Genomic DNA, 20260 nt, shown 5'->3' with positions numbered 1-20260 from the left:
GATCGTAAACTATCGCTTCTCTTAATCTTTAAGGGAGGCGTTTTTTTATGAAGAAAATAAAGGAGAGAATAAAAACATGAAAAAAGTAACAAAAGCAATTGGACTTACTTTAGTGGCAGCATCGCTGTTGGTGTCAGCAGCCTGCAGTAAAACAGAAGCACAAGCATTAGATTCGAAAAAGATTACAATCGGTGTAACGGGTGGACCTCACCAGCAAATTGCAGATCAGGTGAAAAAATTAGCCAAGAAAGATGGTATTGATATTACGGTAAAAGTCTTTAATGACTATAACACTCCTAATACAGCATTAGATCAACATGATTTAGATAGTAATAACTATCAAACCCTGCCTTTTCTAAAGCAGCAAGTGGAAGATAAAAATTATAAGATTACAGATGTGTTCAAAACAGTAGCATTCCCGATGGGTATTTATGCAAATAGCTTAAAAAATGTTAGTGAGCTCAAAAAAGGAGACAAAATTGCAGTACCAAACGACCCAAGCAACGAATACCGCGCGCTAAAACTATTTGAATCTGCAGGAGTTATTAAATTAAAAGATGGTGTGAAAACAACGGCTACTAAAAAAGATGTTGCTGAAAATAAGCTTGATCTTCAAATCGTAGAACTAGAGGCGTCTCAACTTCCTTCTCAGTTGGATGAGGTAGCTGCAGCAGCCATTAATACAAACTTTGCAATGGGAGCGGGTTTATCGATTAATGATGATGCAATCTATCATGAAAAAATAAAAAATAATCCATATCCAAACTATTTTGTTGTCCGTACAGAGAATAAACAAGATAAAATTATTGATAAACTAGAAAAATATTATCATTCAGATACAATTCGTACATACATAGAAAAAGAATTTAAAGGTTCTGTTGTACCGGCATTTTAAGGAGGGGTTAGAATGATTGAACTGAAGAAAACTTCTAAAACCTATAAAGTGAACGGAAAAGCGGTAGAAGCTGTTAAAGATGTTTCGTTAACGATTAATAAAGGTGAAGTATTCGGTGTTATTGGATATAGCGGAGCTGGAAAGAGCACATTAATTCGCTGTATTAATTTATTGGAAAAACCCACTTCTGGAGAGGTCATCATTGATGGAAAAAATCTATCAAAGCTAAGTAAGCAAGAGCTGCAGAAAACGAGAAGGAAAATCGGCATGATTTTTCAAGGCTACAATTTATTAAAAACGGCAACAGTTTACGACAACATAGCGATTCCATTAAAGCTAGAAGGCGTAAACAAAAAATTAATTCAGAAACGCGTAGAAAAATATTTATCAATCGTAGGACTTTTAGATAAACAAAATCATTATCCTTCACAACTTTCCGGCGGACAGAAGCAGCGTGTTGCTATTGCTCGTGCGCTAGCGCATGAACCTGAGATTTTATTAAGCGATGAAGCAACTAGTGCACTTGATCCCGAAACGACCGAAGCCATTTTGAGCTTACTGTTAAAGATTAATAAAGAGCTTGGATTAACAATCTTTTTAATCACGCATGAGTTAAATGTGGTACAACGCATTTGTGACCGAATTGCAGTTATGGAAAATGGATACGTCGTAGAACAAGGTACAGTCGTTTCCCTTTTTACTAACCCTAAGCATCCGACAACAAAGCGCTTTGTAGAATCTGAAAATACTTTCACTATTCCGTCTGAAATAATGGCGTCTTATCGCAGTACCGGTAAGCTGGTTTCTTTGCACTTTGTTGGAAATGAGCTTTCAGAAGAACCAGCTTTAGCTTTAGTTTCTCGGAAATTTAATGTATTGCCAAGCATATTAGCAGGGGGAATTGAACAGCTAAAAAACCACACTCTTGGTAAGTTACTCGTTCATTTACGTGGTGAAAAGGAAGAATATGAACAAGCGATTACATACTTAACAAATCAAGGCGTAATTGTAGAGGAGGTAAACTAAATGGCTGCTTTCTTTAATGAGTGGGGAAGTGTAATTTGGGAAGGTTTATTACAAACCGCTACGATGACCATTATCTCGTTAATTATTGCCATCATCATTGGTTTACCAATGGGAATTTTTTTAGTAATGACAAGACCAGGTGGGCAAGCTGAAAATGTGTGGGTATATCGAACGTGCAACTGGATTATTAATATTATTCGATCCATTCCTTTTATCATTTTATTATTTTTCATCCTTCCATTCACTAAACTAGTTGCAGGTACTACAATTGGCGTACAAGGTGTTATTGTCCCTTTAGTTGTGTATACAGCCCCTTATATAGCTAGGTTAATGGAATCTGCATTACTTGAAGTAGATAAAGGTATTATAGAAGCTTATCAATCAATGGGAATCTCAACACTAAAAATTATTTGGTATGTTGTTGTTAGAGAAGCACGTTCAGGTATTATTCTTGGGCTGACAATAGCTACTATTGGTCTTATTGGGGCGACGGCGATGGCAGGGCTTGTTGGAGCAGGAGGGCTTGGAGACATTGCTTTTCAATACGGACACTTACGTTTTGAGCCCACTGTTATGTATACAACCATTTTAATTTTGATTGTTATTGTTCAGTTGATACAGTCCTTGGGGAATTATTCAGCAAGGAAATTAAAAAAAGACAGCTGACTATAAAAATAAGAAGCTCACGCATTCTAGGTGCGTGAGCTTCTTATTTAAATGGAACAAATCTTTAGTTCTTCTATAACTAACGGGTGAATGACAGATAATTGTTCATCACTATTTCCGTTGAGTGCTGAATGGTTCTAATGGATTTATAGCAGAAGCTTTAGAATTTCCTTTTCTTACTTTAAACCACGAGTAAATTAAACTGACTATACATACTGCTAATATTGCCCAAGGAAAGTAACCCGTTGGGAGCGGCTGACCAGGTTGAACCATAGCCCAAATAGGAAGGCTAATACTTACTAATCCTAAAATTGGAAAGATAAATTTACGATGAAATGGCCATCTTTCTTTTTTATTAAATATAACAGCTAAGTTAAGCATTAAATAAATTAGTAGAATAGGGATGGTACCTAGCGTGCTTACGTAACCAAATCCAACGACCCAATTTTCACTGAATATACCGAAGAGGATTGCTAGCACTAAACCTATTCCCATAATTAATGTTAAAGTTCCAATCGGCGTTCCCCATTTAGATACCTTTGAAAATTTGGTAGAAATTAACCCTTCTTTAGAAGAATTAAAAGCAATTCTTGAAAAGGCATTTAAGCAAGCAATGGACATCCCCACAATGCTAGTAAACCCAGCGATAATCGCAAAGATAGCAAGTTCATTTAAATACCTGTTTGCCAATTCCATAAATGGATTTGAACTTTTGCTTAGAGCAGAAGCACTATTAGAAAACCCTTGAATCACACAATATGTGACAAATATATAGAAGATAGCCATAATTGCAATACTGGCTAAAACAGCTCGAGATGTATTACGTTCTGGATTTTCTGTTTCTTCTGCCAGTGCTACAGAGTTTTCGAATCCAATAAATAGATAAACAGCTAAAGGGAAACCTAAACCAATTCCCGCGAGTCCACCTTTAATAGAAGATAAATGAAATGGTTCTAAAGATAGTGGTTCAGGAGGATAGAATAAAATCAAGATAGAAACAACTAATAGAACAATAACTTCTATTATTAATGCTACAGAAGCAATTTTTGTAGAACGATCTATTCCGACTATTGTCAATCCCCATATGAATAAAGTTAAAAGAATCGTAGGAATAATCCAGTGAATATGAATTCCGTATAGCGCTAGCGAATCGGCTGTCCAACCACCTAATTCAATAAATGCTGAAGCGGCAAGAAAAAATGTTCCAACTATAAATATGATTGCTGAGGCAGTTCCAACTACGCTGCCAAACGTCATACCAATATATTTTACAAGTGACCCGCTCGAGGGATACTTCTTAGAGAAGTTCGTTAGACTTAACCCGACCATTGCTACTGCTAATGCGGCAATTAATAATGTGAGGGGAGAGCCGGTACCTGTCGCTAGAAAAATAACTGGTAATCCATAATAAATGGCTGCTGCTGGAGCAATTTGAGCCAATGTAGAGTTTACTGCATCAAATAATGTTAGTCTTTTTTTCGGAGCTAATTGTGACGTTATCTTAGTACTCATATTTTTCCTCCACCGTATAATAAAAAGGATTTATCTACAATAAGAGGCTCTTTCTCAATGAATAAGAGAGTAGGAGCCTCAGGTTGACCATTTAGCCAATATTTTAAGTCTGAATTTTTTATGTTTTAGACGTAGCGGTTTCCTTTGAAAAGTAATGATGATACTGACGTCCCGGGTGATGATCCGGCAGCTGATCGTATCCGAATAAATTTTTCCGAAAAGAACCTGATTCATATTCTTTCCGTACAAGGCCGCGTTCTTGCAGTAGAGGAACAACATATTCAACAAAGTCTTCAAACGTACCAGGAGATACAGCATAAGCAATGTTAAACCCATCTACATCCGTTTCATCAATCCACTTTTCCATCTCGTCTGCAATTTGAGCCGGTGTTCCAACGGCTACTGGACCAAGGCCGCCTATTCCTACGAAATCAGCCACTTCCCGTATGGTCCACTGCTTGTTTGGATCAATTTTTGTAAAGGTCTCAATAACAGATTGAATTGCATCGCTTTGTATATACTCTATTTTTTCATCAGGAGCATACTCGTCAAAATTGATGCCAGTCCATCCTCCTAAAAGTGCCAAACTGCCTTCATAGCTAGTATGCTGTACGTAATCATGGAATTTGGCTTTTGCTGCTTCTTCAGTTAGCCCAATAATGGGTGTAAATACAGAAAGGACTTTAACTGTCTCAGGGTCCCGCCCGCTGATTTTGGCTTCTTCACGTATTTTTCGAACATAGTTTTTTGCAATCGAAGCTGTCGGCACGCTAATAAACATGAGTTCAGCGTGTTTCAAAGCAAATGCTCGCCCTTTTTTAGAAGCGCCCGCTTGAAAAAGAACAGGGGTTCTTTGCGGAGATGGTTCGCATAAATGAGCTCCTGGAACTTTATAATATAAACCATTATGTTGAATATCATGAACTTTATTAGGATCTGTATATACCTTGTTAATTTTGTCTACAGATACAGCATCGTCTTCCCAACTTCCTTCCCATAGCTTATATACCACTTCTAAATATTCATCCGCTATTTCATAGCGTTCATCATGGCTTGTTTGTTGATTCAATCCAGTGTTAACAGCGGCACTGTTTAGATAAGAAGTAACAATGTTCCATCCTATACGTCCTTTTGTTAAATGATCCAAAGTAGACATACGTCGTGCAAATATATAAGGATGTTCATAACTTGTGGACACTGTTAACCCGAAACCTAGATGTTTTGTTGCTTGTGCCATAATGGGAATTAAAAATGCAGGGTCATTAACTGGAAGTTGTGCTCCCTGGCGTACAGCAGGATCGCGTGAACCTTGATACACATCATAGGTTCCTAACACATCAGCAAGAAAAATGGCATCAAAGTGTCCTTTTTCTAATACTTTAGCTAAATGCGTCCAATATTCAGCATCTTTATAAGTAGAGGATCTATCATCAGGATGTGTCCATAGTCCAGGAGAATAATGTCCGGCGCAATTCATTTCAAAAGCATTAAGGTATATTCGTTTTTTAGTCATATCCATTTCTCCTTATTGTTTTTGTCTTTTAAAATTTATAGAGTTATTAAGAATAATCAGTAGGTGTCGGGTATTCTCCTGTTAACACCCAACGTCCAATGTTCTTTCTTTTATACTCAATTGGATTATGGAGAGAATGAGTACGTACATTACGCCAAAACCTGTCAAAATTATTTTTTCTTGTAGCCGAGCGGGCACCCATTACCTCGAACATACTGCTTGTAACGTGTAAAGCAACCTTTGTTCCGAATACATTTGCTGCCCCTGTAGCAAGAACCACTTCTCCACGCTCTTCTGCAGATACGGCTTTGTCTTTGGCCCAAGCTTCATCCAGTTTTTCTCCTGCTCTTTCTACCAAGGTGACAGCAGCTTGAATATCAACCCAAAAATCACCATAGCGACGCTGAATAAAAGGATCTTCAACAGCTTGTTCATAATCACTCAAATACCAGGGACGAGATTTTTCTCGTGTATAACGACGGGCTTCTTCCAATGCCCCTTCAGCACTTCCAACAAAAACATTTGCTAATACAATTTGAGATATAATAGCGTCAAATGTAGAGAATGCAGTCCGTTCTGAATCTGTTAAGTTGATAATTTCTTCAGCATGTATGATTACATTTTTAAAAGTAACTGAGCCGCTATCTGTTTGTCTTTGACCCATACCGTCCCAGTCGTCGTTTATCGTTATGCCTGAACGTTTAGTTGGAACTATACCTACGTATGGTTGACCATTCTCTTCCCATAGAATTAACAGACGGTCAGAATCTTGGGACCCTGTACTAAAGGTATTACGTCCGTTTAAAATGACTGTATCTCCTTCTGTTTTTCCTTGCAAAGTAGGTTCAATTGGATTAAATGAATTTCCCCAAAACCAATTATGGGCAGCAGATTCTGTATAATAATATTTCTTTTGCTCATGAGATCCGCAAAAGTGGGGAGTTGTTAAGTGAAGAAAGTGATACCCATATAAATGTGCTAATGCAGCATCGGTTTTGGCTAGTTCCCGAACAATGCGAAGCACAACAGACCAGCTTTGACCTTCGCCTCCGTATTTAATAGGAATTAAAACCTTAAGTAAGCCGCTGTTACGAATGGCATCTTTTTGTGCTTTTGCCGTTCCGCCTGCTTTATCGCGTTCAGCGGCATCTTTAGCAAACCCTTCAGCGAGTAAAGAAGCTTTTTTTATGTAGTAAGAAGATTCTTGTACAGTTGCATTTGTCATTTGTTTTCCTCATTTCATTTTTAAAATTTTAATACTTGTCTACAAAACAAAAGAGGCTCCTCAAACGCTATGGATACGTTTGAAGAGCCTCCGGTTGACCAGACGGCCTGATTAATATGAAGTCTATATTAAGTTAATTATTCCTATTTGTAAAGTCAGTTTTTTGGGTAACATAAACATTTTGGTTAGGTTTTTTAGACTTTCTATCTAATGCTCGATTGAGGCACTCAAGTACAGCCAGCACAAATAAAATATGTAATCTCAAGGTTTAAAAATACTAAATTGACAGTCAAAAAGATGTTTGGTATATTTTTCAAAAGATTTAAAATTCTTATTGGAATTATCGGATTTAAAAATGTTTGTTAAACCTATAGCGGAAATAGAACAGTCGACCAGACGAATGGAGACAAAAATGACGGGGATTACCTCAGATTTTTTGTCTTTTTTAGTGGCCGCAGATTAACGCCATATGTTTAATACATCACAAATGATGGAGGTAGAGAGAGAAATGAAGAAATTTGTATGGCTTTTTGCATTATTAGCAGTGATTACTGTTGTGGGAGGGTGTGGAAATAAAGAAAAAGCATCTGGCCAAAATAGTGACAAGAAAGAAGATATAGTTCTTAAAGTGGGAGCAGCTTCCACGCCGCATGCCGAAATTTTAAAGTATGTGGAACCCGATTTGAAAAAAGAAGGTATAAAGTTGGACATTGTAAATATTAAAGACGGCATACAGACAAATGAACAAACAGCAAATGGAGAATTAGATGCCAACTATTTTCAGCATACGCCATACTTAAAGCAAACGAATAAAGACAGTGGATTAAATCTTGTCAACGTGACAAACGTTCATATTGAACCGTTTGGAGTGTATTCTAAAAAAATAAAATCAATTGATGATTTATCCAAAGGAGCAAAGGTTGCTGTTCCTAATGACCCAGTGAATTTTTCACGTGCACTAGAGCTATTCCAGGCTAATGGAATCATTGAATTAAACAAGAAACCTAGTGGTAGTTCTTATACGGTTGAAGATATTTCAAAGAATAAAAAGAAGCTAGACTTTGTTGCAGTAGATGGTCCGCTCCTTGTCCGCTCTCTTGATGATGTAGAAGCTTCAGCTATCAATACGAATTACGCTCTTGAAGGCGGATTTAAACCAACTAAAGATGCGTTAATTATTGAAAAGAAAGAGTCTCCTTACGTGAATATTTTAGTGACTACGAAAGAGAAAAAAGATGATAAAAATATTCAACGTTTAGCAAAAGCACTTACGACAGACAAGGTTAAAAAGTTTATTAATGACAAATATGATGGCGCAGTCGTTCCAGCTTTCTAAGTATAGGAGTAAAAGAGAAATAGGAATGACAGTTTGAAAGAAAAGGAGGGGTTCTTTTGATAAAGTTTCAACGTGTTTCAAAAATATTTGAGAGTGGTTCAAAGAAAGTTGAAGCCCTCAAAGACATTGAATTAACGATACAAAAAGGAGACATATTTGGGGTAATTGGATTAAGCGGGGCGGGGAAGAGCACACTGCTTCGAACGATTAATCTGCTGGAGTACCCGACGTCAGGTGAAGTGATCGTAGATGGAGAAAACTTAGCAATGTTGTCTGAAACGGAGCTAAGAAAAAACAAAAAAAGAATCGGCATGATCTTTCAACACTTTAATCTATTAAATTCAAAAACAGTGTTTGAAAATATAGCAATGCCCCTTATATTAAGTGGAAAACCAAAAAAAGACATAAAGCTACGTGTAGAAGAACTTCTTCATTTTGTAGGTTTAGAAGACAAAGCTGGTGTATATCCTGATCATCTATCAGGAGGTCAAAAACAGAGAGTGGGCATTGCGCGTGCATTAGCAACGAACCCTTCTATTTTATTATGTGATGAAGCAACTTCGGCATTAGATCCGCATACAACAGAATCTATTTTGAAATTACTGAAAAGAGTTAATGAAGAATATCAAATTACGATAGTAATAATTACACACGAAATGGAAGTCATTAAGCAAATTTGTAATCGTGTCGCTGTGATGAAGGACGGGAAGATTATTGAAACAGGAAATGTATTTGATATTTTTTCAAGTCCACGTACTGAAATTGCTAAAAATTTTGTCCAGTCGGTTGTTCGAGATGACATTCCACAAAACGTGTATGAATTAGTTCAAACTACAAATTCAAATCAGAAGATTTTTAAGATTAACTTTCTCGGCAGTAATTCGGGTCAATCTGTAATTTCAACTTTATCTAAGCGCTTTAATGTACAGGTGAATATTTTACTTGGAAATATTACAGAGTTACAGGGGATTCCATTTGGTCATTTAATTATTGAATTAATTGGCACACAAGAAGAAATAGATCGAGCTGAACTATATGCACTGCAGCAAAATATAAAAATAGAAGAGGTGGTTGAGAATGTTAGAAGTAAGCCAAGAGTTGATATTAGCGGCTTTGTGGGAAACACTGTACATGGTTAGTGCTTCCCTGCTTTTCGGGGCTTTAATTGGAATTCCTTTAGGAATTCTACTTGTTGTAACACGCAAGGGTCATATTCTTGAAAATCGAGTTATTTTTTCAATTTTAAATCCTATTGTAAATATTTTTCGTTCGATTCCGTTCATTATTTTACTTGTAGCGATCATCCCATTTACAAGGTTCATCGTCGGAACGACTATCGGTACAACAGCGGCTATTGTTCCGCTTGTTTTACATATTGGACCTTATATGGCTAGACTCGTTGAAAATTCTTTGCTTGAAGTAAATGAAGGTATTATTGAAGCAGCGCAAGCGATGGGTGCTTCTAAAACTCAAATTGTATTCCGTTTTTTAATTCCAGAGGCCTTTCCCTCTCTTATTTTAAGCTTAACAACTGTCACAATTGGGTTAATTGGAGCAACGGCAATGGCCGGTGCTATCGGAGGCGGAGGGCTTGGCGATTTAGCTATTACTTACGGCTATCAGCGCTTCAGCACGATTACTATTGTAGTCACCGTCGTGCTTCTTATCATTATTGTTCAAGGTATTCAATCTTTAGGGAACATCATAGAACGCAAGATTAGAAGAGTGTAAAAACGTATTAGAAGCAAGCTTTTTAAAAGGGGAGTTATAAATGAAAAAACCGATATTTCTGCTTCTGCTGTTGTTCATCCTCGTCATAACAGGATGTTCTAATTCCTCATCCAGTGCCAATAGTAAAGAAGCTAAAATTAAAGTAGGCATTCGAAGTTCTGAACTTAGGACGTGGGAATTTATAAAAGAGAAAGCAAAAAAACAAGGCCTGGATATAGAACTTGTGAATTTTTCTTCAGCTTACGATCCTAATCAAGCCTTAGCTGAAGGAGAAATAGATGTAAATGCGTTTCAGCACGTTGCTTATTTAGACTCATTTAATCAAAAGAACGGAACGGATATTGTGCCAATTGGAACGACCATCATTGCCCCTCTAGGTCTTTATTCTGAAAAATATAAATCATTAAAAGACATTCCAAACGGTGCTCAAATTGCTGTTCCAAATGATCCTTCCAACTGGGGAAGAGCACTAGTTTTACTGCAAGAAGCGGATTTAATTACAGTGGTCGAAGGCTTTGACGGTAACGGAGGAGAGGATAAAATTAAAAGCAACCCTAAAAATTTAAAGATTGTTCCCGTCGATTCTGCAAGCACTCCCCGCGTTATGCAAGATACGGCGGCTTCCATTATTAACAACGGTGTAGCTGTGGAAGCGGGTCTAAGTTTAAAGGACGCACTCATTCATGAAAATAAAACAGCGAAGCCCTATATTAATGTCATCGCTGCAAGAAAAAAAGATCAGGATAAAGTGTATTTAAAGAAGCTAGTAAAAGTGTATCAATCCAAAAGTACGGCTGCCTTTATTAAAAAAACATACAAAGGAAATTATATTCCGACGTTTATTAGTTTGAAAGAATTGAATACGTACAAAGACACGTATAAAACAAAATAAGTACAAAATAGGAGTGGGAAAATGGCCAAGGAACGAAAAATGAAACTTGCAGCATATTTGATTGGCACAGGTATGCATGTAGCTTCATGGCGTCATCCTGATTCAAAGCCTGACGCAAGCATCGATGTTTCTGTGTATCAAAAGCTTGCACAAACCGCTGAAAGAGGAAAATTTGATATCGCCTTTATTGCCGACAGTTTAGCAGTAAATGCAGAGTCGCACCCTCAGATTTTAAATCGATTTGACCCTATTGTAATCATTACAGCAATGGCAGCAGCTACTGAAAAAATTGGCATTGTTGCCACATCTTCAACTACTTACAATGAACCTTATACACTAGCGCGTCAGTTCGCCTCTGTCGATCATGTAAGTGGAGGAAGGGCGGGCTGGAATGTTGTGACGACAGCAGATGCAACAGGTGAAACGGCGTTAAACTTTAACCGTGATACTCATTGGGAACACGATCACCGTTATGAACGTGCGGAAGAATTTATTGATGTTGTTCAAGGGTTATGGGATTCGTGGGAAGATGCTGCCTTTTTATATGATAAAGAAAACGGAGCGTTTTTTGATGCTAAAAAGGTACATGAACTTAACTATAAAGGTAAGTATTTTTCTGTAAAAGGGCCGTTAAATATCGCTCGTTCCGTCCAAGGACAGCCCGTTATCGTTCAGGCCGGTTCTTCTGAGCCGGGACAGCGCTTAGCGGCAAGAACGGCAGAAGTGGTATTTGCTCACCGAGATAACATAGAAGAAGCCAAAAGCTTTTATAAATCCCTTAAATCAAGGCTTTCTGAATACAATAGAACAGAAGCGGATTTACATATTCTTCACGGTATTTCCCCTATTGTAGGAGGAACAGAAGAAGAAGCGGTTCAAAAATACAGCGATTTACAAAAGCTAGTGAATCCATATGAAGAATTAAAGTTCGTTTCTGGGTATATGGGGAACGTGGATTTTACCAAGTATGCCCTAAATACTCCTGCATCAGAGGTGGAATTTCCAGTCGTGAATGGCATTCAAAGTCAGTTTGATGAGATGCTAAGAATTATAGCAAGGGAAAAACTTACGGTAGGAGATCTTTATACGCGATTTTTCGGTGCTGCAAGGAAAGATAACTTTGTAGGAACCCCCATTCAAATTGCGGACGAAATGGAAAGATGGTTTCAGGAAAAAGCAGCGGACGGATTTATGCTGCAGTTTCCTTTGCTTCCATCTGGCTTAGATGATTTTGTAAATCTTGTTGTACCAATCTTACAAGAGAGAGGTTTGTTTCGGTTAGACTATGAAGGAAGCACATTAAGAGACCATTTGGAGCTTAAAAAACCTGGAAATAAGTTTGTTGATGAAGGTGTAAGGCCGATCATGTAGAAAGAAGCAAAATTATTTTGTTTAAAGGTAAATCCGAACGATTAATAAATTTTATTAATCGTTCGGATTTTTTGTTGTTGTGGTGAACGCAGGTTTCATGTATGTAGGTGCTTCTAGCTGTTGATTGGAGGGCAAGGCTCATCGGCTGCCCGCGGAAAGCGAAGTCTTGCACGGAAATCCACAGCGGTGTAACAAGCGGTTCAGCTCATGTATCCAATTTGTCCGTCTTTAGATTCGTTTGATTTAGGTATGTCTCAACCTCTTTTTTTGTGGATTTAATTGGTTAAGAAACAAAAGTTTAGCATATGATAAATATCTTACTAGTCTAATTAATCGTACATTTTAGTTCTTAAAAGGTCTTTTGAAAAATCCTCATAGAAATATGATAAAATCGGATAGGATATATATTTCGAGGAAGGAAAGTGTTTTTTATGATTATTGGTAACGAACAAGATTTAGAAAGTTTACGCAAAATTGGACGCATTGTTGCACTTGCGCGCGAAGAGATGAAAAACCAAGCAAAAGCAGGCATGACAACAAAAGAGCTTGATATGATCGGTAAAAAAATATTGGATGAACACGGTGCTATTTCTGCACCTGAAAAAGAATATAATTTCCCAGGTGTAACGTGCATTAGTGTAAACGAAGAAGTGGCTCACGGTATTCCCGGAGACCGAGTATTAAAAGATGGCGATTTAGTCAATGTGGATGTATCTGCCGTACTTGATGGCTATTATTCAGATACGGGTATTTCATTTGTTATTGGGCAAGACGAAGAAAAAGAAAAGTTGTGCCAAGCTGCAGTAGATGCATTTTGGGCAGCCATGAAAAAAGTAAAAGCTGGTTCAAAACAAAACCAAATTGGTCGTGCTGTATCTAACTTTGCACATCAAAACGGATATGCTGTTATTGAAAACTTAACGGGTCACGGTGTGGGCCGCAGCTTGCATGACGCTCCTAACCATATTTTAAACTATTATGATCCAATGGATAAAGCCCTTTTGAAAAAAGGCCTTGTTATTGCTGTAGAGCCGTTTATCTCTATGAAAGCTGATCATATCATTGAACGCGGAGACGACGGCTGGACGTTTGTTACACCTGATAATAGTCTTGTAGCACAATGTGAACATACGATTGTTGTAACAAACGGTGAACCGATTATTTTAACTGAACTATGAGGGTGCAGCATATTACCCCACGCACCTGCTAATTTCTAAAGATTTTATTAGCAAAAGCTACCTCACTGCAATGATCGTTCATTGCTGTGAGGTGGCTTTTTTCAGGAAAACTTAAAATGTAACTTCTTATTCAAGTGGTCTGCTCCGCATCAAGTAGACACTAGTAAAAAACTACACAGATATTTCGATGTTCATTAATCAATAAAACTCCCTTCGTTCGAATAATAGACAGATATTATATACTTTGTTCTCGGAACCTGTGTTTACACGTTACCTGTTAAATAACGATGGATAGAAGTAAACACTTTTTCTCTTATCAGCTCTTTTTCATTAAATAAATGATGTTTTCCATTCTCTATAAGTTCAATATCTATATTTGGAAACTTCTTCAGTAAGAAACCAACATTATACCTCCAATCCACTGTTGTATCTTTTTTTCCTTGAAGGATGAGAATAGGAATAGGACTAGGGCTCCCTTCCTTAATTAATTCATTCCATCTTATCAAGGCTTCTACCCAACCGAGGGGGAGCTGATCATACTGTAACGGATCATTCTTCACAAAATGCAAAAACTTTGAATCTGATGAATTGTTTCGAATTATCCTTTTCAAATTCGTGGTGAACACTTTTAAGAACTTTATACAAATGGTGATTGCATTCCAGTGATAAGGACGAACGAGGGGACAGACAAGGACCGCCTTTCGAACCTGAGATGCTTCATGGTTATTCAGTATATAATCGACTGCAGCAGCAGCGCCAGTACTATGAGCTACAATATAGATAGGTAGAGAGCTTGAAGACAGGTGTCTACGCATGACTTCTCGAATACTTTCTACATAGAGAGAAAACTCCGATACGGCTCCTCGTTCTCCTGTTGACAATCCATGTCCTGGTAAATCAAATGTCAACACATGAAACCCTTTTTGAATCAAAAAACGAATAACCGTACTTAGTACTCCAGCATGATCATAATAGCCATGAAGAAGGAGTATATGAGCTTTTATCTGTAAGGGACGAAAAGATTGGATAAACAACCGTTCATGAGCAACCGTTTCAAATCCGTAGCGATACATTAGCCCCTCTGTTGGAAGATTGTAAAACTCACTGTAACGTTTCATATTTTCAGCCATGGGGCGTGAATCGTATGTAAAAGGAAAATGCTGATCGTTTTGAATATTTTTAATAACTTGTTTCATATTCCACCTCTGTATCTCAGTAATTTATCTCATCGAATAATATTATATTCCCCATTTAATAACAGAAAATGAAGAACCAAATGATTGTATTAGAGAATAAAAAGTTTAAGTAAGTTTGAAAAGCCCCTAGATTTAACAAAAATCTAGGGGCTTTTATTTTTTGTAATCAGCATGGTGAACTATTAATACAGGTGTACATTAAATATATTGTTCCCATAATTAAACTGATCGTTAGTCTTTAATTTATATATCGTAGAGAAAGTATGCGTGTCTATTATTGGTTAGATAAACTGTTTTTCATTTGGCTTCTACTCTTCATTGTTTGCATGGTTGGAGATGCGATTTTGTTCCCCGTCCCTCTTATTAGCCAAATGGCCAAAGTCCCAATTCCTACACCTAAAAGTGAAAGTAGTATGACTCTGTTATTATTTCTCTTTCCAAACATTCCATTAAAATTAAATAAAGAAGTTAGCCCCTGTAAGTTGTTCATTATGCAAATCCCTCTTTGATAGTTGTTTGAAAGAAACCGTTCTTCCAACGGCTTTATTTTTTGACGATGTTACTTATATATACGCGGAAAATGATACTATCCCTATTTGGGATTTTAAATTATTACCTGTAATTATTAAAAGAATAATGTGGATCTTAATAGATATACGACTACTGTAAGGGGTGAAGAATAAGTGAAGAAAAGAAAATATTTATTTGGTCTCCTATCAACCATTTTATCAGTAGGGTTTCTTTTTGGTTGTAATGATAAAAAGGATGAAGCTGAACCTGATCCAACTTTATTAATACGTTGATTAAATGTTTTTATTTTAAGCCTCGTCCATTTATGGAGCGCCGTGTCGGTATACTCATTCCTTCAAAGATGGATTCTTCATTCTTAAGTAAACATACGTTGCTTGCTTTTGCTGTATCCACTTCTATCTTTCTCCATAAACGTATTCTTGGGTTAGTTATGTTGGGATTGTCCTTGTTAACGGGATTCTCAAGGATTTGGCTAGGACATCATTATCCTTCTGATAGTCTTCATTGGTAGCTTGACAAGCACTATCGTTGACAAATTCCCAGGTGCTTTAAAGGTAATGAAACGAAAAATAAAAGTATCATCATGTTCCAATATATAAATGAAGCGTTTTGAATATCTAATTGTGGTAGACTCGGTTCTGGATTAGCTTTATAAGTCACATTGTTTATCCTTTTAGTGATTATTATATAGTTGTTATGGTGGAGACTTTTGTGGATAGTGATGATAATAAGCTAAAGCGGCTAAGGGATTTTCCGAAGCGTCTTATTTTTAATTGTGAAATATATATTCAGACTGATGAGCTGAGCAACCTTATCAGTCTTCGTAGTTTATCATCCGTTCTTATACATATGGGATTTTAGGATTCTTCATTTTTCAAGTGCCTTTTAGCTTTATAAACTGGATTTATTTAAGACAAACCCTGTAATTAGTTCATTAAACTGAATCCCTTTTTTTGTAGGCAGTTGGTGACCCTGCTGTGTAAAAATAAAGAATTCAGCATGTTTACATTTATTTTTATACTCTTTCATATAGCGGATAGTCCAATCCTTTTTTCCACCATACATAAACAACAAAGGTACTGTTAAACGATGAAGTTTGTCTAAACAGTTATATTGTAATGAATGATTATAATACTGATACCATGATTCTTGATCGGCTTTTTTCATATAATTAACTAGGTTTCTTCTTAGTGTCTTGTCTCTGGTATGACTTCTAGCAATGCTTGTTATTAATATATTTAGGTGTTCTCTTACCATATATAATCCTATTTTATGTAATAATTGTCCAGGCATATCTCTTACTATAGGATATGCTCCTGAGAAAATTAATAATTCTATTCTATCGGAATGATAAATAGCAAGCTCTTGAGCAATTAGACAGCCAGCAGAATAGCCACATATAATGGCCTTGTTTAAATGTAATGCATCCATAAAGCGTAATATTTCGTTTGCGTAGAAGGGAATTGATACAGTTTGTGCAGCTTTTGGGCTTTGTCCATGACCACTTAAATCAGGAAAGATGACTCTCATATGCTTGGATAAATCGTATTGATAGTAAAACACTTTATTTCCCATCCCAGGTGGATGAATAAAGATGATAGGTATACCCTGTCCATACTCTTCATAATACAAATATTGATTAGTGTCTATTTCAACAAAAGGCATGCTTATTTCTCACTCCAAAATCGATTAATAACTACTTTTTAGTTAAAGTTAATTCGGTTGATGAAAACTGAAATTTTTTTTCATCTTACATTTAACTTAATACAATTAACTATTTGTTCTGTATTGTTTAATCTCAAATAACTTCTTTTAGTATTTAGTATGGGATTAGTATAGTGGCACTATACACACTAAAAAAGATTTAGATTTAACAATTACTAATAAGATTTCCTATAATGTCCATTATACAGATTGGAAATAAATACTTTATACAGGCTAAAAATAGAAAAAACTGCTCTTATCTAAGCTTTACTATCTATATAATTTGTAACGAAAAAACATACAAAAAGAGTTAAGTTTAAATAATCAATGAAATTTTTAACTAGATATAATAATTTTGGAAAATACAACAAAAGATAAGGATAGGTTTCATTACGCTTTTCTATGCAACCTTACATAAAAGGAAGGAGCTGTCTATGTTGTTTCGAAAGGTTCGAAGAAGATTCCATAAGCTAAAACAACTCTATACGGATCAACAGATTAACGAGCAACAAGTACTGCTTTCTTTAGACTTAGATGAAAACCTACAGGTTCTTCGCTCCATCTATCAGGACTGTTTTGATGTAGTCTTTCGGACGTTTTTAATAGGTGGACAAACAAAAGCCGTCCTTATCTATATAGAGGGTTTATCTAATATTGAGGAGATTGATGAGAATGTTCTCGCCCCACTTACGTCAGAAACAGAAGAAAGGGTTCGTAGTTTACGTGAAATGTTAAAGAAAAAGATACACATTTCAAAGATGAAAGAAGTTAAGACGTTCGCAGATTGTATAGAGAATATCTCCATCGGGAACCCTGTGCTTTTCGTACAACATGAAGCATCTGGACTTGCCTTGGGGTTGGCAAAGTGGGAAAAGAGATCGATTGAAGAACCAACCGCAGAAAGTGTTGTACGGGGACCAAGGGAAGGTTTTGTGGAAACATTAGGAGTCAGTACTTCCCTCCTCCGACGGAAGATCAAAAGTCCTCACCTCAAAATGAAATCGATGAAAATCGGGAGTTATACTAACACCGATGTTGTAATTGCCTACATAGAAGGACTTGCGGATCACACCCTTATTGAGGAAGTCGAAAATCGATTGCAGCGCATCGAAATAGATAGTGTATTGGAAAGTGGATATATTGAAGAACTGATTGAAGACAATTCCTATTCTCCTTTTCCTCAACTTGTCAATACAGAACGGCCGGATGTAGCTGCTGCTAATCTCTTAGAGGGGCGTGTAGTGATTCTAGTGGATGGTACTCCTTTTGTCTTAATTGCGCCTATTAGTTTTTTTTCCCTACTTCAGTCGCCTGAAGACTATTACCAACGCTACATGATTAGTTCAATCATCCGCATTTTACGCTTTGTATTTATGGTACTTTCTCTTCTTTTACCTTCGCTCTATGTAGCAGTCCTTACCTACCATCAAGAGATGGTGCCGACGGCCTTGCTGATTAGCGTGGCATCTTCACGGGAAAGTGTTCCCTTTCCAGCACTTGTTGAAGCATTAATGATGGAGGTTACATTTGAAGCACTACGTGAAGCAGGAGTCAGACTTCCAAAACAGGTCGGTGCCGCTGTTAGTATTGTCGGCGCTTTGGTCATCGGTCAAGCTGCAGTTCAGGCCGGTCTGGTTTCTGCTCCAATGGTCATTGTTGTTGCGATTACAGGAGTTTCGTCCTTTATGGTGCCACACTATACGCAAGGAATTGCGTTAAGAATGCTACGCTTTCCTATCATTCTGCTTGCTGGAACGTTGGGTTTGCTTGGAGTTATGCTTGGGGTGATTACAATCGTCGTTCACCTATGTACGTTGCGTTCTTTTGGGATTCCATACTTGACACCAATCGCTCCGGTGAAGGGGCGTGAGTTGAAAGATGCCTTGATTCGAGCTCCATGGTGGAAAATGGACACACGCCCCCATTTAACCGGGGAGTTCAACTCATACAGACAGTCCCCTAGACAAAAACCAAATTCCAGTAAAGGAGACGAATAGTAGAGTAAATACATGATGAGAAGGATGTGAACAAGAATGAATCTCTTTCTATCTCGAAACGTCATAAAAACGTTGACCATTCTTCTCTTTTTTTTGGCTAGCTTTCTACTGAGCGGTTGCTGGGACAGAAGGGAAGTAAATGACACAGCGCTTGTGTTAGGGGCTGCTATTGATAAAGAAAAAGGGGGGGGAATTAGGCTTACTGTTCAAATTTTGATTCCTAAGGCTGTGAATGGTCAGCAGCAGGGAGGAGGAGCATCAGGAACAGGCTCCGAGAGTTTGGTGAGATCGGCAATTGGAGAAAATATAGCAGATGCTATGTCAAAGGTGCAGACAAAAATCCCACGTAAAATCTTCTGGGGTCACTGCAAAGCGTATATTATCGGTGAGAAGTTTGCTAGAAATGGTGGTATTCATAAGCAAATTGACTATTTACTTCGCCATCCAGAACCTCGGGAACGTGCTCATTTGTTTGTCAGTTATGGAGAGGCAGCCGATGTTCTAGCATTACAGCCACCTTTAGAATCATACGAGGGAGAAGTGCTACGAAAGTTATCTGAGATGAAGATTGGTATGGATGTCACAGTGAAAGATTTTGAACAGATGTTAACAGGGGATTCTGGAGTGGCTCTCCTACCTTTAATTAAAAAGTTACCGCCGTTTCTTGGGGGGAAACCACAGGAAACGATTGCTTATATAATGGGGACTGCTATTTTTAAGAAAGATAAAATGATCGGTCAAGTTGATATTAAGGCTACCAGAGGACTTTTATGGTTACGAAATGAAATCGAAGTGACTTCGGTTACAGTAAATCCTAAAAAAGGAGAATCCATCTCGCTAGACCCTATTCGACAAACGACGAAACTCATCCCTACCCTTAAGAATGGAAAATGGAAGATCCTAGCGAGGATCACATCGGAAGGGACAATTGTGCAAAATGGCAGTGATCTTGATGTTATGAGTCCACAAATTACGAAGAGAGTGGAGAAAGACGTAGAAAAAGATATCAAAAAACGCATTAACCAGTCTCTTAAACAAGTGAAGAAAGGGATGAATGTGGACGCATTTGGTTTCGCAGATGCGTTTCATCGAAAATACCCTAAAGAATGGTCGAAAGTCAAAGATCATTGGGATACAGTCCTTCCGGATGTGGAAGTGAAAATAGATATTAAAACGCGTGTACGCCGACCTGGTTTATCTACTACGCCGGCGGGCTTGAAAGAAAAAGAGGTAGAAAAGAAATGAAGTGGATAACGGTAATAGGAATAACCGTATGCGTGGTTCTTATCTTTTTGTATGAATGGCCAAAAATGGATCGAAATCAGAAAAAGGAGAAAGCAGCCTTTGTGATCTTAACAACGATGGGATGGCTGCTTGCCATCCTCCTTCTGTTCTTTCCGGATATGCCAGGTCCTACACAGATGATTGACATGCTTTTCAAACCACTTGGTAAGATGTTGGAGAAATAGCAGGGGCATAGAAGATAC

Annotated in this window: 17 protein-coding genes and 2 pseudogenes; 13 read left to right on the top strand and 6 right to left on the bottom strand. The window is 37.4% G+C overall.

From position 1 onward, the window contains the following. Positions 1-76: 76 nt before the first annotated feature. Genes ACFX4N_RS06785 through ACFX4N_RS06775 form a run of 3 tightly spaced genes read left to right on the top strand, consistent with a single transcriptional unit; the run spans position 77 to position 2587 of the window. Positions 77-895: a MetQ/NlpA family ABC transporter substrate-binding protein gene (locus ACFX4N_RS06785; protein ID WP_063671118.1), complete on the top strand. Its 819-nt coding sequence runs from the start codon at positions 77-79 to the stop codon at positions 893-895. A 12-nt stretch (positions 896-907) separates the two neighbouring features. Next, positions 908-1921 (top strand): methionine ABC transporter ATP-binding protein, encoded by a 1014-nt coding sequence (locus ACFX4N_RS06780; RefSeq protein WP_029324255.1) that lies wholly within the window; start codon positions 908-910, stop codon positions 1919-1921. Next, positions 1922-2587 (top strand): methionine ABC transporter permease, encoded by a 666-nt coding sequence (locus ACFX4N_RS06775; RefSeq protein WP_057274649.1) that lies wholly within the window; start codon positions 1922-1924, stop codon positions 2585-2587. A 111-nt stretch (positions 2588-2698) separates the two neighbouring features. Here the strand turns inward: ACFX4N_RS06775 and ACFX4N_RS06770 are convergent, their stop codons facing one another. The 3 genes from ACFX4N_RS06770 to ACFX4N_RS06760 all read right to left on the bottom strand — a co-directional run bounded on the left by ACFX4N_RS06770 (position 2699) and on the right by ACFX4N_RS06760 (position 6837). Next, complete coding sequence (locus ACFX4N_RS06770) at positions 2699-4099, bottom strand: APC family permease (RefSeq protein ID WP_029324258.1); 1401 nt, start codon at positions 4097-4099, stop codon at positions 2699-2701. Between the two features lie 118 nt (positions 4100-4217). Then, positions 4218-5612 carry an LLM class flavin-dependent oxidoreductase gene (locus tag ACFX4N_RS06765; RefSeq protein ID WP_029324260.1) on the bottom strand — a complete coding sequence of 465 codons (1395 nt, stop codon included), beginning with the start codon at positions 5610-5612 and terminating at the stop codon, positions 4218-4220. A 46-nt stretch (positions 5613-5658) separates the two neighbouring features. Continuing rightward, a complete protein-coding gene (locus tag ACFX4N_RS06760) occupies positions 5659-6837 on the bottom strand; it encodes an acyl-CoA dehydrogenase family protein (protein ID WP_057274652.1) in 1179 nt (392 codons plus the stop codon). Between the two features lie 508 nt (positions 6838-7345). Here ACFX4N_RS06760 and ACFX4N_RS06755 point away from each other — a divergent pair. From ACFX4N_RS06755 to map, 6 genes and pseudogenes are all read left to right on the top strand, one after another. Next, positions 7346-8173, top strand: coding sequence for a MetQ/NlpA family ABC transporter substrate-binding protein (locus tag ACFX4N_RS06755; RefSeq protein ID WP_013056303.1), 828 nt, complete (start codon positions 7346-7348; stop codon positions 8171-8173). A 56-nt stretch (positions 8174-8229) separates the two neighbouring features. Next, a complete protein-coding gene (locus ACFX4N_RS06750) occupies positions 8230-9312 on the top strand; it encodes a methionine ABC transporter ATP-binding protein (RefSeq protein ID WP_274495870.1) in 1083 nt (360 codons plus the stop codon). Next, the gene (locus tag ACFX4N_RS06745) at positions 9251-9904 is read left to right on the top strand and encodes a methionine ABC transporter permease (protein ID WP_013056305.1); all 654 of its coding nucleotides are present in this window, start codon (positions 9251-9253) and stop codon (positions 9902-9904) included. The genes ACFX4N_RS06750 and ACFX4N_RS06745 overlap by 62 nt, the downstream gene beginning before the upstream one ends. A gap of 40 nt (positions 9905-9944) precedes the next feature. Continuing rightward, entirely contained in the window at positions 9945-10796 is an 852-nt protein-coding gene (locus tag ACFX4N_RS06740; RefSeq protein WP_013056307.1) for a MetQ/NlpA family ABC transporter substrate-binding protein, read from the top strand. 21 nt (positions 10797-10817) lie between these two features. Then, on the top strand, positions 10818-12167 hold the full coding sequence (locus ACFX4N_RS06735) for an LLM class flavin-dependent oxidoreductase (protein WP_377261062.1): 1350 nt from the start codon (positions 10818-10820) through the stop codon (positions 12165-12167). Between the two features lie 382 nt (positions 12168-12549). Continuing rightward, positions 12550-13345, top strand: a pseudogene (map, locus tag ACFX4N_RS06730) (type I methionyl aminopeptidase). A 263-nt stretch (positions 13346-13608) separates the two neighbouring features. Here the strand turns inward: map and ACFX4N_RS06725 are convergent. Both ACFX4N_RS06725 and ACFX4N_RS06720 read right to left on the bottom strand, forming a co-directional pair. Then, complete coding sequence (locus ACFX4N_RS06725; protein WP_013056310.1) at positions 13609-14541, bottom strand: alpha/beta hydrolase; 933 nt, start codon at positions 14539-14541, stop codon at positions 13609-13611. 274 nt (positions 14542-14815) lie between these two features. Continuing rightward, a complete protein-coding gene (locus ACFX4N_RS06720) occupies positions 14816-15031 on the bottom strand; it encodes a hypothetical protein (protein ID WP_098239438.1) in 216 nt (71 codons plus the stop codon). Between the two features lie 297 nt (positions 15032-15328). On the opposite strand from ACFX4N_RS06720, the pseudogene ACFX4N_RS06715 reads away from it, so the two are divergent. Continuing rightward, a pseudogene (locus ACFX4N_RS06715) lies at positions 15329-15671 on the top strand (phosphatase PAP2 family protein); the annotation flags it as partial. A gap of 292 nt (positions 15672-15963) precedes the next feature. On the opposite strand, the gene ACFX4N_RS06710 reads toward ACFX4N_RS06715, so the two are convergent. Next, a complete protein-coding gene (locus ACFX4N_RS06710; RefSeq protein WP_013056312.1) occupies positions 15964-16737 on the bottom strand; it encodes an alpha/beta fold hydrolase in 774 nt (257 codons plus the stop codon). A gap of 473 nt (positions 16738-17210) precedes the next feature. On the opposite strand from ACFX4N_RS06710, the gene ACFX4N_RS06705 reads away from it, so the two are divergent. From ACFX4N_RS06705 to ACFX4N_RS06695, 3 genes are read left to right on the top strand one after another with little or no spacing between them, the layout of a single operon-like run. Further along, the gene (locus ACFX4N_RS06705) at positions 17211-18773 is read left to right on the top strand and encodes a spore germination protein (RefSeq protein WP_098546869.1); all 1563 of its coding nucleotides are present in this window, start codon (positions 17211-17213) and stop codon (positions 18771-18773) included. A 36-nt stretch (positions 18774-18809) separates the two neighbouring features. Beyond that, positions 18810-20018, top strand: coding sequence for a Ger(x)C family spore germination protein (locus tag ACFX4N_RS06700; RefSeq protein WP_057274660.1), 1209 nt, complete (start codon positions 18810-18812; stop codon positions 20016-20018). Beyond that, complete coding sequence (locus tag ACFX4N_RS06695) at positions 20015-20242, top strand: hypothetical protein (protein WP_057274661.1); 228 nt, start codon at positions 20015-20017, stop codon at positions 20240-20242. Before ACFX4N_RS06700 ends, ACFX4N_RS06695 begins: the two co-directional genes overlap by 4 nt. Positions 20243-20260 lie beyond the last annotated feature (18 nt).

The sequence above is a fragment of the Priestia sp. YIM B13551 genome (assembly GCF_042787905.1).
Taxonomy (GTDB): Bacteria; Bacillota; Bacilli; order Bacillales; family Bacillaceae_H; genus Priestia.
The sequence above is the reverse complement of the archived record's forward strand: the minus strand, read 5'-3'. Positions and strand labels throughout refer to the sequence as shown.